This window comes from Sphingomonas sp., assembly GCF_036387535.1.
GTDB lineage: Bacteria > Pseudomonadota > Alphaproteobacteria > Sphingomonadales > Sphingomonadaceae > Sphingomonas_R.
The window spans coordinates 1-16,239 of record NZ_DASVTO010000005.1 but is presented as its reverse complement, the minus strand read 5'-3'; the positions used below and the strand labels follow the sequence as shown (position 1 = coordinate 16,239).

Annotated in this window: 13 protein-coding genes, 1 tRNA gene and 1 pseudogene; 6 read left to right on the top strand and 9 right to left on the bottom strand. The window is 64.8% G+C overall.

What is annotated here, in order from left to right:
• The first annotated feature begins 20 nt into the window (after nucleotides 1-20).
• Both VF649_RS01105 and VF649_RS01100 read left to right on the top strand, forming a co-directional pair.
• Nucleotides 21-1,679 (top strand): DNA polymerase III subunit gamma/tau, encoded by a 1,659-nt coding sequence (locus VF649_RS01105; RefSeq protein WP_331010114.1) that lies wholly within the window; start codon nucleotides 21-23, stop codon nucleotides 1,677-1,679.
• A complete protein-coding gene (locus VF649_RS01100) occupies nucleotides 1,676-1,999 on the top strand; it encodes a YbaB/EbfC family nucleoid-associated protein (RefSeq protein WP_331010113.1) in 324 nt (107 codons plus the stop codon). Before VF649_RS01105 ends, VF649_RS01100 begins: the two co-directional genes overlap by 4 nt.
• Nucleotides 2,000-2,023: 24 nt before the next feature.
• Here the strand turns inward: VF649_RS01100 and mtgA are convergent, their stop codons facing one another.
• Complete coding sequence (mtgA, locus tag VF649_RS01095) at nucleotides 2,024-2,686, bottom strand: monofunctional biosynthetic peptidoglycan transglycosylase (RefSeq protein WP_331010112.1); 663 nt, start codon at nucleotides 2,684-2,686, stop codon at nucleotides 2,024-2,026.
• A gap of 165 nt (nucleotides 2,687-2,851) precedes the next feature.
• Between mtgA and VF649_RS01090 the strand changes: the two genes are divergently transcribed.
• Entirely contained in the window at nucleotides 2,852-3,658 is an 807-nt protein-coding gene (locus VF649_RS01090; RefSeq protein WP_331010111.1) for a transporter, read from the top strand.
• Nucleotides 3,659-3,662: 4 nt separating this feature from the next.
• Here the strand turns inward: VF649_RS01090 and VF649_RS01085 are convergent, their stop codons facing one another.
• Nucleotides 3,663-4,184 (bottom strand): hypothetical protein, encoded by a 522-nt coding sequence (locus tag VF649_RS01085; RefSeq protein WP_331010110.1) that lies wholly within the window; start codon nucleotides 4,182-4,184, stop codon nucleotides 3,663-3,665.
• A 79-nt stretch (nucleotides 4,185-4,263) separates the two neighbouring features.
• Here VF649_RS01085 and VF649_RS01080 point away from each other — a divergent pair.
• Nucleotides 4,264-4,340: transfer RNA gene (locus VF649_RS01080), tRNA-Arg, on the top strand.
• A gap of 399 nt (nucleotides 4,341-4,739) precedes the next feature.
• A complete protein-coding gene (locus VF649_RS01075) occupies nucleotides 4,740-6,461 on the top strand; it encodes a PAS domain-containing methyl-accepting chemotaxis protein (RefSeq protein ID WP_331010109.1) in 1,722 nt (573 codons plus the stop codon).
• 24 nt (nucleotides 6,462-6,485) lie between these two features.
• On the opposite strand, the gene VF649_RS01070 is transcribed toward VF649_RS01075, so the two are convergent.
• The gene (locus VF649_RS01070; protein WP_331010108.1) at nucleotides 6,486-7,409 is read right to left on the bottom strand and encodes a family 43 glycosylhydrolase; all 924 of its coding nucleotides are present in this window, start codon (nucleotides 7,407-7,409) and stop codon (nucleotides 6,486-6,488) included.
• Nucleotides 7,406-8,563, bottom strand: a complete 1,158-nt coding sequence (locus tag VF649_RS01065; protein WP_331010107.1) for a 1,4-beta-xylanase — start codon at nucleotides 8,561-8,563, stop codon at nucleotides 7,406-7,408. The genes VF649_RS01070 and VF649_RS01065 overlap by 4 nt, the downstream gene beginning before the upstream one ends.
• A gap of 401 nt (nucleotides 8,564-8,964) precedes the next feature.
• Between VF649_RS01065 and VF649_RS01060 the strand changes: the two genes are divergently transcribed.
• Nucleotides 8,965-11,793 carry a TonB-dependent receptor gene (locus VF649_RS01060; protein WP_331010106.1) on the top strand — a complete coding sequence of 943 codons (2,829 nt, stop codon included), beginning with the start codon at nucleotides 8,965-8,967 and terminating at the stop codon, nucleotides 11,791-11,793.
• A gap of 74 nt (nucleotides 11,794-11,867) precedes the next feature.
• Here the strand turns inward: VF649_RS01060 and VF649_RS01055 are convergent, their stop codons facing one another.
• From VF649_RS01055 to VF649_RS01040, 5 genes and pseudogenes are all read right to left on the bottom strand, one after another.
• Nucleotides 11,868-12,176 (bottom strand): hypothetical protein, encoded by a 309-nt coding sequence (locus tag VF649_RS01055; RefSeq protein WP_331010105.1) that lies wholly within the window; start codon nucleotides 12,174-12,176, stop codon nucleotides 11,868-11,870.
• Nucleotides 12,177-12,182: 6 nt separating this feature from the next.
• Nucleotides 12,183-12,278, bottom strand: a pseudogene (locus VF649_RS15180) (DUF2934 domain-containing protein); the annotation flags it as partial.
• Between the two features lie 89 nt (nucleotides 12,279-12,367).
• Complete coding sequence (locus VF649_RS01050) at nucleotides 12,368-15,223, bottom strand: PAS domain-containing protein (RefSeq protein WP_331010104.1); 2,856 nt, start codon at nucleotides 15,221-15,223, stop codon at nucleotides 12,368-12,370.
• Between the two features lie 106 nt (nucleotides 15,224-15,329).
• Nucleotides 15,330-15,677: a GntR family transcriptional regulator gene (locus tag VF649_RS01045; RefSeq protein ID WP_331010103.1), complete on the bottom strand. Its 348-nt coding sequence runs from the start codon at nucleotides 15,675-15,677 to the stop codon at nucleotides 15,330-15,332.
• Between the two features lie 30 nt (nucleotides 15,678-15,707).
• A partial coding sequence (locus VF649_RS01040) for a nitroreductase (protein WP_331010102.1) occupies nucleotides 15,708-16,239 on the bottom strand: 532 nt, incomplete at its 5' end.

Below are 16,239 nucleotides of genomic sequence, written 5' to 3'. Positions count from 1 at the left end.
CGATGTCCTACCTTGCGGGCATGGCCGAATCCCAAGTTCCTTACCGCGTACTGGCGCGGAAATACCGCCCGCAGACCTTTGCCGCGTTGATCGGTCAGGATGCGATGGTGACGACGCTGGGCAATGCGATCCGGCGCGAGCGGCTGGCGCATGCGTTCCTGCTGACCGGCGTGCGCGGCGTGGGCAAGACGTCGACCGCCCGGTTGATCGCGAAAGCGCTCAATTGCGTTGGGCCGGACGGCACCGGCGGCCCGACCATCGATCCATGTGGGGTGTGCGAGCCCTGCATCGCCATCGCCGAGGGTCGGCATATCGACGTCACCGAAATGGACGCGGCGAGCCATACCGGGATCGACGACATCCGCGAGATCATCGAGGCGGTGCGGTACGCGTCGGTTTCGGCGCGGTACAAGGTCTATATCATCGACGAAGTCCACATGCTGTCGAAGCCGGCGTTCAACGGCCTGCTGAAGACGCTGGAGGAGCCGCCGGCGCATGTGAAGTTCCTGTTCGCGACGACCGAGGTCAACAAGATCCCGGTCACCGTGCTGTCGCGGTGCCAGCGGTTCGACCTGCGGCGGATTTCGGCCGACCTGCTGGCGCAGCATTTCGCGCATGTCGTGGAGCAGGAAGGCGTCGCGGCGGAGCCGGAGGCACTGGCGCTGATCGCGCGCGCGGCGGAGGGATCCGCACGCGACGGATTGTCGATCCTGGACCAGGCGATCGCGCATGGCCAGGACCGCGTCGAGGCGCGGCAGGTGCGCGAGATGCTGGGCCTGTCGGATCGTGGTGCGGTGCGGTCGCTGTTCGCGAAACTGCTGGCGGGGGATGGCCCGGCGGTGCTGGCCGCGGTCGCGCAGCAGCATGAACTGGGCGTCGATCCGACCGCGCTGTTCCGTGGCCTGCTGGAAACCTGTCACGGCGTCACGCGGGCGAAGGTGGGCGGCGGGCAGGACCCGGCGCTATCGGCGGAGGAACGCGAAGCCTTTTCGGACTGGGCGAGTCGCCTTGGTTTCCCGATCCTGCACCGGATCTGGCAGCTGCTGCTGAAAGGCCATGAGGAGGTGCAGTCGGCGATCCTGCCGATGGAGGCCGCCGAGATGGCGCTGCTGCGGATCGTTCATGCCAGTCAGCTGCCGGATCCGGGCGAGTTGATCCGGCGATTGAGCGCGGGCGAGCCGATGCCGGCCATTGCGCACCTTCCTCCCGCCGCGCCGGCCGCGGCACCCGTGTCGGTGTCCGCGTCGGTGTCCGCGCCGGTATCCGCAGCGATCGCGCCATCTTCGCCGCCGGAACCGATCAGGCCGACCCTGCCGGTGGATTTCCGGGCGCTGCATGACCTGTTGGTGGAACGCGGCGAGCCGTTGCTGGCGCAGGAACTGCACGATTTCGCCGGGCTGATCCGTTATGCCCCGCCGGAACTGGTGTTCCGCCCGACCCGGCCGATCGATCTGCGCAAGCTGGCGGCGGCGTTGAAGCGGCTGACCGATACCGTCTGGACCATATCGGCGGAGGAGGGTGCGGCCGCGCCGACGATGCTGGAACAGGAAAAGGCGGCGCAGGCGGCCGAACGTGCGGCGGTCTGGGAGATGCCGGTCGTCCGCGCCGCGCGTGAGGCCTTCCCCGAAACCGAGTTGCTGGGCTACACCCGCGACCAGAACAGGAGTGCTGGATTGTGAAAAATCTCGACGATATCCTCGCCATGGCGAAAAATGTGCAGGATCAGCTGTCGCAGGCGCAGGACAGCCTGGACACGATCGAAGTGGATGGTGTGTCGGGCGGCGGGCTGGTGAAGATCCGCGCGACCGCGAAGGGCCGCATTCTGGGCGTGGCCATCGATGACAGTCTGATGCAGCCGGCCGAGAAGCAGATGCTGGAAGACCTGATCGCGGCGGCGCTGAACGACGCGCGCGCCAAGGCGGATGCGGCGTCATCGGCGGAAATGAGCAAGATGACGGCCGGGATTCCGTTGCCGCCGGGTTTCAAACTGCCGTTCTGATCCGCGTCGGCGATGAACCTGCAATTATAGGCAGCTGTAAAATCCGGCGCGCTGCATCTTCGGCATGCGGCGGAGGATATTGTTGCCGTAGCGGCGGGTGAAGCCGGTCGGGGCGATGGCACCGCGCTTCTTGGGCAGGGGAAGCACCGCGGCGATGCGCGATGCCTCGACCCCGCTCAGGCGCGCGGCGTCATGATGGAAGTAGCGCATGGCTCCCGCGTTCGCGCCATAGGTGCCGATGCCCGTCTCCGCGATGTTCAGATACACTTCCATGATCCGGCGCTTGGGCCAGGTCGCCTCGATCAGCGTGGTGAACCACGCCTCAAGCCCCTTGCGGAAGAAGCCGCCGCCTTGCCAGAGGAAGGCGTTTTTCGCGACCTGCTGGCTGATCGTCGAACCGCCGCGCAGACGCCGGCCCTCCGCATTGGCGCGCATCGCCTGTTCGATCGCCGTGAAGTCGAACCCGTGGTGGCGACAGAAATTGCCGTCTTCGGCCGCGATGGCGGCACGCGGCATATCGGGGTCCATCCGGTCGAGCGACATCCAGGCCTTGTCGATCCCGCGCCCGGTGAACAGATCGCCCAGCATGGTCGCGGTAACCGGTGGCGGCACGACGCGGTAGAGCATGACCCAAAGTAGCGACAGCAGGACGAAGCCCAGCACCAGCCGCATTGTCCACCGCAGCATCCCCGATCCCTTGCGGCGGGGCGAAGGCGATCGTGGCGGGCGCTTCCTGAACATCCGGCTTGTCTAACCAGTCCTTCGCACGGCGTCATCCATTGGCCTGAAGATTGGCCATCGACCACCTTTTCCCTTGTCGCCCGCGCGTTTGCGGTGAATGGGCGGCAGATGATGCGCACAAAGTCCCTGAAGTCATTGCTCCTGTTGGCGATCGCCGGGGCCGCCGCCCCTGCCGCTGCGCAGGAGTTGCGTCCGTTCTGCGCGAATCGACCCAGCCTCGGGTCCGCGCCGTGCATCATCGATCCGGGCCATGCCATGCTGGAGCTGGGCGTTGGCGACTGGGAGCGGCAGGACGATGCCGCGGGGCGGACCGATACCATCCTGAGTGGCGACGCGTTACTGCGATACGGGGTCGGTGTGCAGACGGAAGTGCAGATCGGCTGGACCGCGATCGGGCATCAGCGGGTACGCGATGCGACGGACGCCGTCGAACGGCAGACGCGGGTGGGCGACGTCCGTATCGGCGTGCAGCAGAATGTCCGAAACCCCGATGGAAGCGGGCTGAGTCTCGCGATCCAGCCGTTCGTGACGGTGCCGACCGGGCGCACGCCGATCGGCGCCGGCACCTGGGGCGGTGGGATGGTGATACCGGCGACCTATGAACTGAACGATGTGTTCCAGTTGCAGGTCACCGGCGAAGTCGACGCGGCGCCGGACGAGGATGGCGCGGGCCGGCATCTGGCCTATTCCGGTATCGCCGGGCTGGCCGTCGCGCTGAGCAAGTCCGCGTCGGCGACGCTGGAGCTGTTCGCCGAACGGGACCGTGATCCGGACGAGCGGACGACCGTGCTGCAGGCCGCGCTGTCGGGCGGATATCAGCTGAGCGACAATTTTCAGATCGACGCCGGTGCCACCGCCGGACTGAACGCCGACAGCCCCGATGTGCGGCTGTTCTTTGGTTTTTCGCGGCGTTTCTAGCGGCTCAGCCGTTCGGCAATTGCGCCGATACCGCGCGGAACGCCTGATCCTGGGCTTCGGCCTGCGTAGTCGCGCGGGCCCAGGCGGCGTCGAGTTGCGTAAGATCGGCCGGCTTGGGGCTTTCGGCCTGATGACGACGCAGGGCGTCGAGATCGTCGACCAACGCGCCCATCGCTTGTCGGACCGAGTCCAGTCGCGACAGCGCCTGTTGCGCCAGAACCCATTGGTCGTCGCCGATCGGTTTGCCGCGCGCGCGATCGACTGCTGCGCGGGTGGTGGCGAGCGCAGCGCCCCATGTTCCGGCCGCCGCCGTCACCTGTGCATCGATTGCAGCGACCCGGGCGTCCAGCACCGGATCAACCGCGCGCACGGGCGCAGCGGTGCTTCGTTCCGGTCGCCGAGCGATGTCCTCGATCGGGCGCGGCGCGAGCGAGGGAAATCCCTCGGTCGATGCACAGCCGGAAGTGACGAGGGCGCCCATGCTGAGCAGCAGCAGGGCGAGGGCGGGCGGGGTGCGACGGATCATGGCGCCTTATGCCCGAACATTTTCCTGTCGCAACGGGGTTGCGCGATCCGGCGACGCTGGCTAATGACCCTCCCACGGCGCGCCCGTAGCTCAGCTGGATAGAGCATCAGACTACGAATCTGAGGGCCGGACGTTCGAATCGTTCCGGGCGCACCAATCTCCCCTTATCTGTCTGCCGATCAGGCAGTCTCACCGCAGCGATGGTGTACCGACCGCTCGGCGGGCCATCGGCTGGAATAGCCGCCGATCCGTACATGATGTCCGGACCGGAAGCCGTTTGATCCCGGGGCGGCGTCGTGGACCGTATGGTTCGGCGCACACGGCATCGCGGCGGGCATGGGCGACGGCTGTCCACGGGATTGCCTCCTGAATTACAAACCTGTCGATCATGTCGACGAACGGCAAAGATGGCGACTTGGCGAACCCGGAATTAGTCGAAAATCAAGGAGTTTGCTCGATATCTACGACTAAGGGATTACCCTGCCTAACATAGGTTATAGTGAGATAACAAAGACCATGTTCTGGAAAAAGAAACTCGCTGTCGAACCTTTCGACATGACCGCGTCCGAACTGGCCGCCATTCATCGGTCGCAGGCGGTTATTCAGTTTTCCTTGGACGGCACCATCCTTGATGCCAACGACAACTTTCTCAATCTGATGGGCTATGATCTGGACGAAATCGTCGGCCGCAAACATGCGATCTTCGTCGATCCGCAGGAGGCCCGGAGCGCAGCCTATGCCGGATTCTGGAAGTCCTTGGCCAATGGTACGTTCAAAGTCGCGGAGTTCCGGCGGTTCGACAAGGCCGGTCGCGAAATCTGGATCCAGGGCGCGTATAATCCGGTCATGGATGGCCATGGACGTCCCATCAAGATCATCAAGATCGCCAGCGACATCACAGCGGCCAAGCTGAAAAGCGCGGATGACCGCGGCCAGATCGCAGCCATCGGGCAGACCCAGGCCGTGATATCGTTCAGCATGGACGGGATCATCCTGTCCGCCAACGACATCTTCTGCAAGACGGTCGGTTACAGACCGGACGAGATCATCGGGCGGCATCACCGGATGTTCCTGACCGATGGCGATCAGGGCAGCCAGGGTTATGCCGACTTCTGGAACGCCCTGAACAAGGGGCAATGCATGGCCGGCGAATTCTGTCGGCGCACCAAGACGGGTGAGACGATCTGGCTGCAGGCGTCCTATACGCCGATCCTGGATCCGAGTAACCGGCCGTTCCAGGTCGTGAAATATGCCAGCGACATCACCAGGCAGGTCCTGCAACGTCAGAGCTTCAACCTGTTGTCGCTGGTTGCCGACAACACCGACAACTCGGTCATCATCACCGATCGCGACCGGCGGATCATCTTCGTCAATGCCGGGTTTGAACGGGTGACCGGTTACCGGGGTGCCGAGGTGCTGGGCAAGAAACCGGGGAGTTTCCTGCAGGGGCCGATGACTGATGCGGCGACGGTCGAACGGGTTCGTAACAATCTGGCGGCGGGCAAGGCGTTCTACGAAGAAATCCTGAATTACCATCGGGACGGGCGGCCTTACTGGATATCGCTGGCCATCAACCCGGTGTTTGATGCGTCGGGGAAGATCGAAAAGTTCATATCCGTCCAGGCGAATGTCACGGAGACCAAGCTGCTGTCCCTGCAGTTCGATTCCAAGCTGAACGCGATCAGTGCGTCGACCGCCATCGCCGAATGGTCGATGACCGGGACATGCTTGTCGATGAACGCCTTTCTGGCCGGGAAGCCGCGGCTGGACCTGTCCACCTGGCTGACGTCCAAAGATCTAGAAGGGTTCGGTCGCGGTGAGCCCTTGCGCCGCGAGATTGCGTGGGCGGATGCGGGTGGAGATCCGATGTGGCTGGACGCCATGTTCTCCGTCATCAACGATCTGGAGGGGCGGCCTGAAAAGGTCCTGATGTGCGCGGTCGACATCACGTCGCGAAAGCGGGCGGTGTTGGCATCGTCGGAAGCGATGCAGACCATGCTGGGCGGCGTGTCGGCCATGGTCGATACGTTGGGCAGCATTGCACGGATGACGAACCTGCTCGCGCTGAACGCGGCGGTGGAGGCGGCGCGCGCGAACGAGGCCGGACGCGGTTTTTCCGTCGTCGCCACGGAAATCCGGCTGCTGGCGGGACAGGCCAGCGATGCGGCATTGAAGATCAGCACTTTGATCGAGGACGGTCAGGAACAGATCGACCAGATGAACGGCATGCCGCAGACGTCCAAACTCAAGCCGATCGGCCTGCGCGCGGCGGCATGAGCACACGCCCGCCTGCACCGGACGTCAGTGCAGCATGTCGACCGGCAGAATATCGCCATCCGCAGCATAAGTGATCCGCTGGATCGCGATGCTGCGATCGTCGCCATACGGGCCGTCGCCCGCCTTGTTCTCCCACCGATGATAGACGATCAGCCATTCCCCGGTCGCGGGGTCGCGAACGAAGGCGTGATGGCCCGGCCCCTTGTAGCGGCCCTGCGTCGACAGGAGCATGCCGCGATAGGTCCAGGGACCGGTGGGCGAGGGCGCCGTCGCATAATGAACGGAATAGTCGGACCGGTTCCAGTGGCCGTGGCTGTAGGACAGATAGTAGATACCGTGCCGTTCATGCATGAACACACCCTCGGTAAAGGACGGCGGCTGTTCGATCGGGATCTCGCGCGTGATCGTCAGCATGTCGGCCGCCAGTTCGAAGACGCGCAAGCGCGCGCCGGCGCTGCCGCCGGCATAGAGCAGACGCCGGCCCGAACGCGGATCGACGAAGACCATGGGATCGATCGCCTCATACCCACGTCCCCCGGTGAGCAGCGGCTTTCCGCTGTCCCGGCAGGGTCCAGCCGGAGCGGCGCAGGACGCGACGCCCAGCCGGCTGGGCGTAATGCCCTGCGGACCGACCGAGTAATAGAGATAATAGCGTCCGCCGGCCGCCACCATCGTGGGCGCCCACAGATAGTGGCGGCGGGCATGATCCGCATCCGCCCAGCGGATATCCTTGAGCCGGAGCAGCGTGCCGCGGTCGTGCCACTGCGTCCGATCCTGCGACGACCATGCCTCCAGCCGATCGCCGGGACCGGTCGGGTAGATCCACATCCGACCGTCGGCAAAGATCGCATCGGGATCGGCACCACGCATGACCGACGGCGTATCGGTAGCGTGGACGCTGCCGGCCAGCAGCAACGCCGCCAGCAGCGCCAGCCTGCGGCGGATCACGGGCGGATCGGGGTCGCCGGCACCACGCCCTTGGGCGCGGTGGCAAGCCGCTTGATCAGGTCGGTTTCCGCCACGCGGTAGGGTGTGCCGTCCGCGCGCAGCACCTCGTGGAACCAGACGGTCGGCTCCTCATAGGTATAGGGTTTCTTCCAGCTGTCCCAGGGCATCCGCGTCTGCGTCTTGCCGTCGACAAAGCCCCAGTTGATCATGCCGATGTTCAGCGTCTTCGCGATCGGCAGCGATCCGTCGAAGGTCGATCCGGCGCCGCGTGCCATATATTCCGTGCAGATCACCGGCCGCCCATAGACCATCATCTGGCGTGCGCGGCGCAGGAAGGTCTCAGGCCAGCTATAGTCATGGAACGTCATGACGTCGGACCGGGCGATCTGGATCTTCTCGACTGCATCCAGCGTGCCGGGCTGGTCCCAATGATCGCCGGTCCATACGCCGCTGGTCAGTGGTTGCGTCGGGTCCTTGGCCTGGGCCCAGCTGAAAACCTGATCAAGCAGCCCGGCGACCAGCGCGGTCTTGTTGGGCGTTTCGGGATAGGAGCCGCCGCCGCCGCCGCCATTGTTGGGTTCGTTCCACACGTCCCACGCCAGGATGCGCCGGTCCTTGGCAAAGGTGCCGACGATATCCTCCACATAGCCGCGCAGCGTGCCGTAGCGCGCGGTGTCGGCCAGCCGGGCCGCGCCGGGACCCTGGACCCAGCCGGAATTGTGCACGCCGGGGATCGGCGGATGTTGCGGCCCCAGCCTGGGATTGGGATCCCAGCAGCTGTCGAACAGGACGAACACGGGGCGGATCCCGTGTTTGGCGGCGATGGCGAGGAAGGTATCGATGCGCCGCTTGAACCCCGCCGCATCCTGTTCCCAAAGCAGGTTGTGGAGGAACACGCGCATCGTGTTCATATGCAGCTGTTCGGCCCAGGCGAGTTCCCGGTCGATCGTCGCCGGATCGAAGCTGTCCGCCTGCCACATCTCCAGCTGATTGATCGCGGTCGCGGGCGCGTAGTTGGCGCCGAGCAGCCAGGGTTGTGCCGCGTACCAGCGATGGGATTCCGCCTTGGTCCATTGTTCGCGCGCGTCGGCGGGCGTGGCGGCGGTCAATGCCACGGCGCTGGCCGTGACGAACAACAACATGCTGCGGATCATGAACGGGGGTCCTTGCAAATGAAGCCATGATGGCTGGTGACGGAATGACGGGTCATGGCCGTGCGGCGTGCCGCCTATCCGGACCGGCGGTCGCGCGGATATCGCCATGACTCTCTTCCACGCATTGGATGGCTCCCGAAAACATCGCGATAACCACACGCATCCCATGCTTATATCATATAATTAGAACTTTGGTCGAGAAGCGGCTGAAGATTGCCCGCAAGGAAAGATTCTATCCGTATCGCGAGCAATAACAAGGGTCATCCGCTGTCGCCGGCGCCGACGGGGCACCCCCGCCTACCAACACAGATTTATATCATCAATGCTTGTTGCCTGGCTTCGCTGAGGCTAAACCGCCGCCGAGCTTTCAAGAGGAAGCCGCCCGGTCTGGAGAGTGTGTCATGCGTCGGAAACTTGTCGTTCTTGCAACGTCGTCGGTGCTTGCGCTCGCTACATCGCCCAGCCTGGCGCAGACCGCCGCATCGCCCGCCACGCCGCCGGAGGGCGCGCAGACCAACATCGCCGGATCGACTCCCGCCGCGGCACAGGACGCCGCGGTGACCAACGACCAGTCGCCGGTCAACAACCCCGACGCCGAAGGCACGCAGGACATCGTCGTGACCGGCCTGCGTCAAAGCCTGCGATCGGCGCAGGCGATCAAGCGCAATTCCGTGCAACAGGTCGATTCGATCGTAGCGTCCGACATCGGCAAACTGCCGGACGTCGCGCTGTCCGACACCGCCGCCCGCATCCCCGGCGTGCAGGTCGACCGCAGCGGTGGCGAGGCGAACCGCGTGCTGATCCGCGGCCTGCCCGATTTCGCGACGACCTATAATGGCCGCGAGATCTTCACCGCCGAGTCCCGCGCCGTCGCGCTTCAGGATTTTCCGGCAGGCGCGATCGCGGCGATCGAAGTGTTCAAGACGACCACCGCAGACATGGTCGAAGGCGGGCTGGCCGGCGAGGTCAATGTTCGGTCCCGCAAGCCCTTCGATTTCGACGGGTTCGAGGTCGCGGGTTCGGCATGGGGGCAATATCAGACACGGTCCAAGGACCTGACCCCGAATGGCAACCTGCTGGTGACCGATCGTTGGGACACCGGCATCGGCGAAGTCGGCGCGTTGCTGAACTTCAGCTACACCAGCCTTCATTATCTGGACTCGACCCAGTCGAACACGGATTTCATCGCGGCCCCCACGATCCAGCCGGGCAACGCAGCGGCGCGGTTCCCGGATATCCAGCGGATCACCTTTGGCGAAGGCCGGCGGTCGCGCCCGTCGCTGAACGGTGCCCTGCAATGGCGTCCGCAACCGGGGCTGGAATTTTATGCGGAGGGACTGTGGCAGGGGTTCCGCAACAAGGTATCCGATCGCGAGACGAGCGTGCCGCTCTATTCGCGCGGGACCGATGCGGCGGGCGCGCCGCTGACGACCTATACCGATGTCGTCTACGGCACCGGCAATGTCGTCGACCGCGCGACGGTGGTGAACCCCAATCGGCCGGAGGGTTTCCAGGGCGCAACCTATGGCAAGACCGATACCTATCAATATGCCGTGGGCGGCAAATATGACGGGGACGCGTTCCATCTGTCGGCCGATATCGCGCGGACGGCGAGCACTTTTACCAACTCCATCTTCTCGTTCGATACGGCCTATGCCGCGCCGACGACCGTGGCGTTCGACACAGGGCTGACCAGCGGCACCCCGAGCTTCACGCTGGCCGGCGTCGATCCTGCCAGCGCGTCGACCTATATCTTCCGCGGGTTCTTCGATCGGCAGCAGATCGCGCGCGGCCGCGACTGGCAGGCGCGGGTCGACGGGTCGTGGGATACCGGCAACGATATCCTGACCAAGATCGAAGCCGGATTTCGCTATGTCGATCGCAATGCCCGCTATGAGGATGGCGATCGCTATGCGTATGTCGAGGGTCAGCGCCTGCCGCTGAGCGCGGTGCCGGTATCCTATGCGGTCGGACCTAGCGGCTTTCCCGACGATGCCGGTAACGGTCTGAGGCGCTATTACACGCCGACCTACGGCAGTATCCGCGGCAATGTCGATGCGCTTCGCGCGTTCGTCGGATTTCCGGAGGGTGCGCCGCCGCCCAACCCGGCGGCAACATACCGATCGAACGAGACATCCTATGCGGGTTATGGGCAGGTGCGCTATGCGTTCGGGACGGGCATACGCGTCGATGGCGCGATCGGCGTTCGCGTGGTCGCAACGACGCTGGATCTGACCGGCACATCGATCAGCGGCACGACCGCGACGCCGATCAATGCGACGACCAAATATACGGACTGGTTGCCGAATGCCAGCGCCCGCATCCGGTTGACCGACACGTTGCAGCTCCGTCTGTCCGCAACCAAGACGCGGTCACGGCCGGGTTTCGGCCAATATAATCCGGCCGTGAATGCGGGATCGATCCCGGGATGCGAATTCGATCCGGTGACCAGCCAGATCCTGCCGGCGTCGCAAAATCCGGCGGGATCGAGCTGCATCCGGAACGGCAGTTCGGGCAATCCGAACCTCAAGCCGCTGAAATCGGACAATTACGACATTTCGCTGGAATATTATCTGTCGCGGTCGGGGCAGATTGCGGTGGCCGCGTTCCGGCGTGACCTGAACGGTTTCATCTCCAATTATCAAGTGCCGGCGACGGACGAAAACGGCTATACGCTGAACATCACGACGCCGTTCAACAGCGGCGCCGGGCGTATCCAGGGTGCCGAGGCGCTGTTCACGACCTTCCTGGATTTCGACGGCCTGCCAACCTGGGCCAAGGCGTTCGGGATCGACGCGAACGTCACCTATCTTGATGCCAAGACGGGGGTACCAGGCGAACTGGGCGGCAGCATCGCACAGACGCCGATCCTGGGCGTGTCGAAATGGACGTACAACATCGCCGGCATTTATGAAAATGGCGGCTTTTCGACGCGGCTTTCGTACAATTACCGCAGCGGATACCGATCGACGCTGCAGTTTCGCGCGCCCGATACCTTTACCGAGAATGTCCGTGGGATCGGCCGGCTGGATCTGTCGGCCAGCTACGACATCGTCAAGAATCTGACGTTGACCGCCGACTGGACCAACATTCTTGCCAAACCGTATCGCTCAGACCTGACCTATACCTATGGCCCGGCGAGCCCCTACGCCGGCGCGAACGTGACGTTGCCGCGCGCGATCCGGTACGAAGAATCGGTGGTGTCCGCCGGCGTGCGTTTTCGGTTCTGATCGCGAGAAGGGCATCGATTGCCGGATCGATGCCCTGGATGCCGTTGCTGGGACGCGCCGAAGGCGGGCGCGCGTCAGCCGCCCAGCTTGCGACCGCGCGGTTTGCGCGGCGCGCTGGATTTCCTGATTGCCGACACGGGCGATAACGGCGCCGCGGGCTCGGGCGTGACGGCGGGCGCTTCGCTTTGCGTCTCTGCGTCGGTGGCGGCAGGGGGTGCAGTCTGTTCCGAACCTTCAGGCTCGGGCGGCAGGATGTCTGGCAGCATGTCGGGTTCGGCCGCGGGCGTTTCGACCTGCGGATCGTGATCAATCAGGGACGCGGTCATATCATCATCGGGCGCTATACCGTGCTCCGTGTCGCCGTCACCGCCGACCGCCGCCATGGCTTCGCTCCAATGATCGTCGTGGCGTCCCTGCGGTCGGCCTTCCTTCTCCCACAATGCATAGGCATGTGCACGGATACGGTCTTCCTGGTCGTCGGACATCTGGTCATCCTTGTCGAAGCTATAGACGTAACGCCAGAGTGCGGCGTTGGTTCGCGATCGGTAGCGGACGCCATAATTTTTGCGCCAATCTATGTTCGGTCAGCCGGCCCGCGTTCCGCATGCATCGCCGCAGTGATCGCAGCACTCAGCGCATCCATTTCATAAGGCTTGGACAGGATCGGAAAGCGATCTGCCTCGACATCGCGAATGGACGCGTCGGCATATCCGGAGGTGAGCAGGATCGGCAGGTCGGGCCGACGGCGATGGACCTCCTGCGCAAGCTGAACGCCGTTCATGGTCCCGGGCATCATGATGTCGGAGAACAGGAAATCGACCGCACGACCGTTCGCCAGGGCGCCGAGTGCCGCCTCCGCGCTGGCGGTGCGCACCACGTTGAAACCGAGGGTCGCAAGCATTTCCTGAACGAGCGTGGCGACCTCGTCATCATCCTCCACCAGCAGGCAGCAGCCCGCATGCCGCCCGTCCTGCGATACGGACCTCCCCGCGCCTTCGGGCATGTCGATCGGCGCTACGCGGGATCGCGGCAGAGAGATTGCGATGGTGGTACCCTGGCCGACCACACTGTCGATCGCGATCGTGCCACCCGATTGCTGCGCAAAGCCATAGGCCTGCGCCAGCCCGAGCCCGGACCCCTTGCCGATTTCCTTGGTGGTGTAGAAGGGTTCGAACACGCGCGCGATCACCTCGGGCGGCATCCCGGTGCCGGTGTCCGAGACGGTGACGCGAACATGGTCGCCGTCGGCATCGGACATCGCGAGGCCCGGGCGATTTTCCGCAGTAATCGATATCGTGCCGCCGGCGGGCATGGCGTCGCGCGCGTTGACGCAGAGATTGAGGATCACCAATTCGAGTTCGCCCGCATCGGCGAGCACCGGCCACAGGCCGTCCGGAAACGCGATATCGACATGAATGTCGCCGCGCAGCGACCGATCGAGCAATTCGCGCATGCCGCCGATCCGCCCTGCGACGTCGAGCGGTTCTGGTCGCAGCGGTTGGCGGCGGGAAAAGGCCAGCAACTGGCGCGTCAGGCCGGCGCCACGTTGCGCCGCCTGCTGCATCCCGGTCATCAGCCGCTGGCGCCGGGCCGGATCCTTCTGGCGATCGAGCATCTCCAGTCCGCCGGAAATGACCATCAGCAGATTGTTGAAATCATGGGCGATCCCGCCGGTCAGCTGGCCGATTGCCTCGATCTTCTGGGCCTGGCGCAGGGCTTGTTGCGTCTGTTCCAGCTCGATCTCCCGTTCCTTGTCGGCGGTGATGTCGCGACCGACACAGTAGATCAGCCCTTCATCGGGCACCCCGACCCAGGAAATCCAGCGATAGGTGCCATCCTTGCATCGGTAGCGGCCCTGGAAATTGACGGCCGGCTGGTCCCAGCGCGGCAGGGCAAACGCGCTGCGGGACGGTTCCGCATCGTCGGGATGCAGCAGATCGAAGATCGGCAGCCTTGCCACTTCGTCCTCGGTCCATCCCAATATCGTCTGCCAAGCTGGGTTCGAGGTTTCGAAATAGCCGTTGACGTTGAGCGCGCCCATCAGATCCGGGCTGACCTGCCAAGAACGGCCGCGTGCCTGCGCCCGTTCGATGACCCGGCGTTCCAGATCGGCATTCAGTTCGCGCAGCCGCGCCTCGCTGGCGCGGACCGCGGCCTCCGCCGCCTTTTGCCGCGTGATGTCGATCGCGGTGCCGATGACCCGGACACACGTCCCCTGTTCGTCGAACTGGACCTGACCGCGCACCGCGATCCAGCGGACAACATCGTCTTCCTTGCCGACGGTGCGATATTCCACGTCATAAGGCGCCCGTCGCGCCGGATCGAGCGCCGCTGCGAACGCCGCGGCCACGGCGTCATGATCGTCGGGATGGAGACCCGCGTAGAAATCCGCGAGGGTGACGTCGCGATCGGGCGAAATGCCGAACATCGCCTTCATCCGCGCCGGCCAGAACAGCGTGCCGGACGGAACATCGATATCCCAGAGGCCGATCTGTCCGGCCTCCACGGCCAGACGCAGCTGTTCCTCGCTCCTGCGCAGATCCTGTTCCGCCTGTCGCCGGTCGGTGACGTCCTGCCCTTCGCAGAACACGCCGGAAATGCGGCCGCTTGCCTCCACCACCGGCGCATAGATGAAGTCGAGATAGCGCAGTTCTTCGGGCGCATCCGGCGTGCGGCGATAGCGGACCGGCGCGGCGCGGGCGACCACGCGTTCGCCGCTATTGTAGACCTGGTCCAGCAGTTCGTAGAATCCCTGGCCGACGATATCGGGAAACGCCTCCCGGACCGGCTTGCCGACCCAATCCTCACTGCCGAACAGGCTGTGATGGGTGTCGTTCACGAATTCGAAGACATGATTGGGGCCGCGCATCGCGCAGATGAAGCCCGGCGCCTGTTCGAACAGGCGCCGTTGACGGGCGGCGTCACGACGGCGTTCCCGCTTTTCGCGAACGCGCGCCGTGGTTTCGATGCCGATGTTCAGCACGCCGACGATCATGCCCTGTTCGTCGCGGACCGGGCTGACCGTGAAATCGAAGAACGCCTCCTCCAGCCGACCGCCGCGCAGCAGGGTGAAGCGGCCATTTTCGAACAGGCAGGCCTTCCCCCTGAACCCGTCCTCGATCAGCGGGCCGATGATGTCGCGCGCATCCGCCCAGACATCCAGAAACGGGCGTCCGAGTGCCGGCGGCTTGTCGCCCAGCACCTGACCATAGGCATCGTTATAGAGCATGATCCGGGACGGGCCCCAGATGACGACCTGCGGAAACGGGTTGCCGAGCACGACCCCGAGCGTGGTGCGCAATGCGGCGGGCCAGCACGCGATCGGACCCAGCGGCGTCGCCGGCCAGTCGTGGCGGGCGATCCGGTCCGCCATCTCGCCGCCGCCACGCAGGAATGCAGGATAGGGGTCGGGGGCAGCCTCTATCTCCATCGTCCCCCCTGTCGCAGGAACGGGACCACCCGGCTCCAGCCCATTGCCTTTATACGATGATTACAGACCGTCCAAACCCGATTCGGTCCAGCAGGCCGGAGCGGGTTCAGGCGTCGACGCGGCCGAGAAGATCGTGCACATCCAGCCGCAGGCGACGGATGCGCGCCGCGATCTGCGGCCATTCGGCCTCCACGAACTGCTTGCGTTCGGTGCGGCGCAGGCGTTCGGTGGCGCCATCGGCCACGAACATGCCGACGCCGCGCCGCACGGTGACGAGCCCGTCTTCCTGGAAGCTCTGATAGGCCTTTGCGACCGTCAGCGGGTTTGCACCCTGTTCGGCGGCGAAGGCCCGGACGGACGGCAGCGGATCCCCGTCACGATAGCGGCCGTCGAGAATGGAGTCGGCGATGCGGTCCCGAAGCCGCAGATAGACGGGGCGATCCTGTTCGGCCATCCGTCATACTGTTCTAATACGGCAGAGGGGTCAAGGCGCCCAGTCGGAGACGACCGCGGTGAATTCGGGACGCGGCCGCTCATCCAGCGCGCGTGACGGCGTGCCGATGAAGAAGAAGCCGGCGATCCGTTCATGTTCGGTCCCGAACGCATCGCGCACCGCATCGGAATATGCCGCCCAGGTCGTCAGCCAGCCGCCGACGAACCCGGTCGCATGCGTGATCGCCAGCAGGTTCATGCAGAGCGCGCCCGCGGACAGTTCCTGTTCCCAAATCGGGATGTGACTGGCGCGCGCCGGCGCCGACAGGACGACGATCAGGGTGGGCGCCTGATGCGCGAACTGGTCGATCGCCTCCAGCTCGGCCCGGCCGGCGGCGGGTTTCTCCGCAAGATAGGCGTCGCGCAGCAGCGCGGCGAAGCGCGGACGCTGTTCCGAGGCCACGACCACGACCCGCCACGGGGCGAGTTTGCCATGATCCGGCGTCCGGATCGCAGCCGACAGGATCGTCCGCAGTTGATCGGCGTCCGGGCCGGGAGCGATCATGTCGCGCGGCTTGCCGGAC

Bases quoted from the DNA above. Each gene is read 5' to 3' on its own strand.
- VF649_RS01085 (WP_331010110.1), bottom strand. From the start codon at position 4,184: ATGATCCGTCGCACCCCGCCCGCCCTCGCCCTGCTGCTGCTCAGCATG.
- VF649_RS01050 (WP_331010104.1), bottom strand. From the start codon at position 15,223: ATGGAGATAGAGGCTGCCCCCGACCCCTATCCTGCATTCCTGCGTGGC.
- VF649_RS01090 (WP_331010111.1), top strand. From the start codon at position 2,852: ATGCGCACAAAGTCCCTGAAGTCATTGCTCCTGTTGGCGATCGCCGGG.
- VF649_RS01105 (WP_331010114.1), top strand. From the start codon at position 21: ATGGCCGAATCCCAAGTTCCTTACCGCGTACTGGCGCGGAAATACCGC.
- VF649_RS01045 (WP_331010103.1), bottom strand. From the start codon at position 15,677: ATGGCCGAACAGGATCGCCCCGTCTATCTGCGGCTTCGGGACCGCATC.
- VF649_RS01060 (WP_331010106.1), top strand. From the start codon at position 8,965: ATGCGTCGGAAACTTGTCGTTCTTGCAACGTCGTCGGTGCTTGCGCTC.
- VF649_RS01065 (WP_331010107.1), bottom strand. From the start codon at position 8,563: ATGATCCGCAGCATGTTGTTGTTCGTCACGGCCAGCGCCGTGGCATTG.
- VF649_RS01055 (WP_331010105.1), bottom strand. From the start codon at position 12,176: ATGGCGGCGGTCGGCGGTGACGGCGACACGGAGCACGGTATAGCGCCC.
- VF649_RS01075 (WP_331010109.1), top strand. From the start codon at position 4,740: ATGACCGCGTCCGAACTGGCCGCCATTCATCGGTCGCAGGCGGTTATT.
- mtgA (WP_331010112.1), bottom strand. From the start codon at position 2,686: ATGCTGCGGTGGACAATGCGGCTGGTGCTGGGCTTCGTCCTGCTGTCG.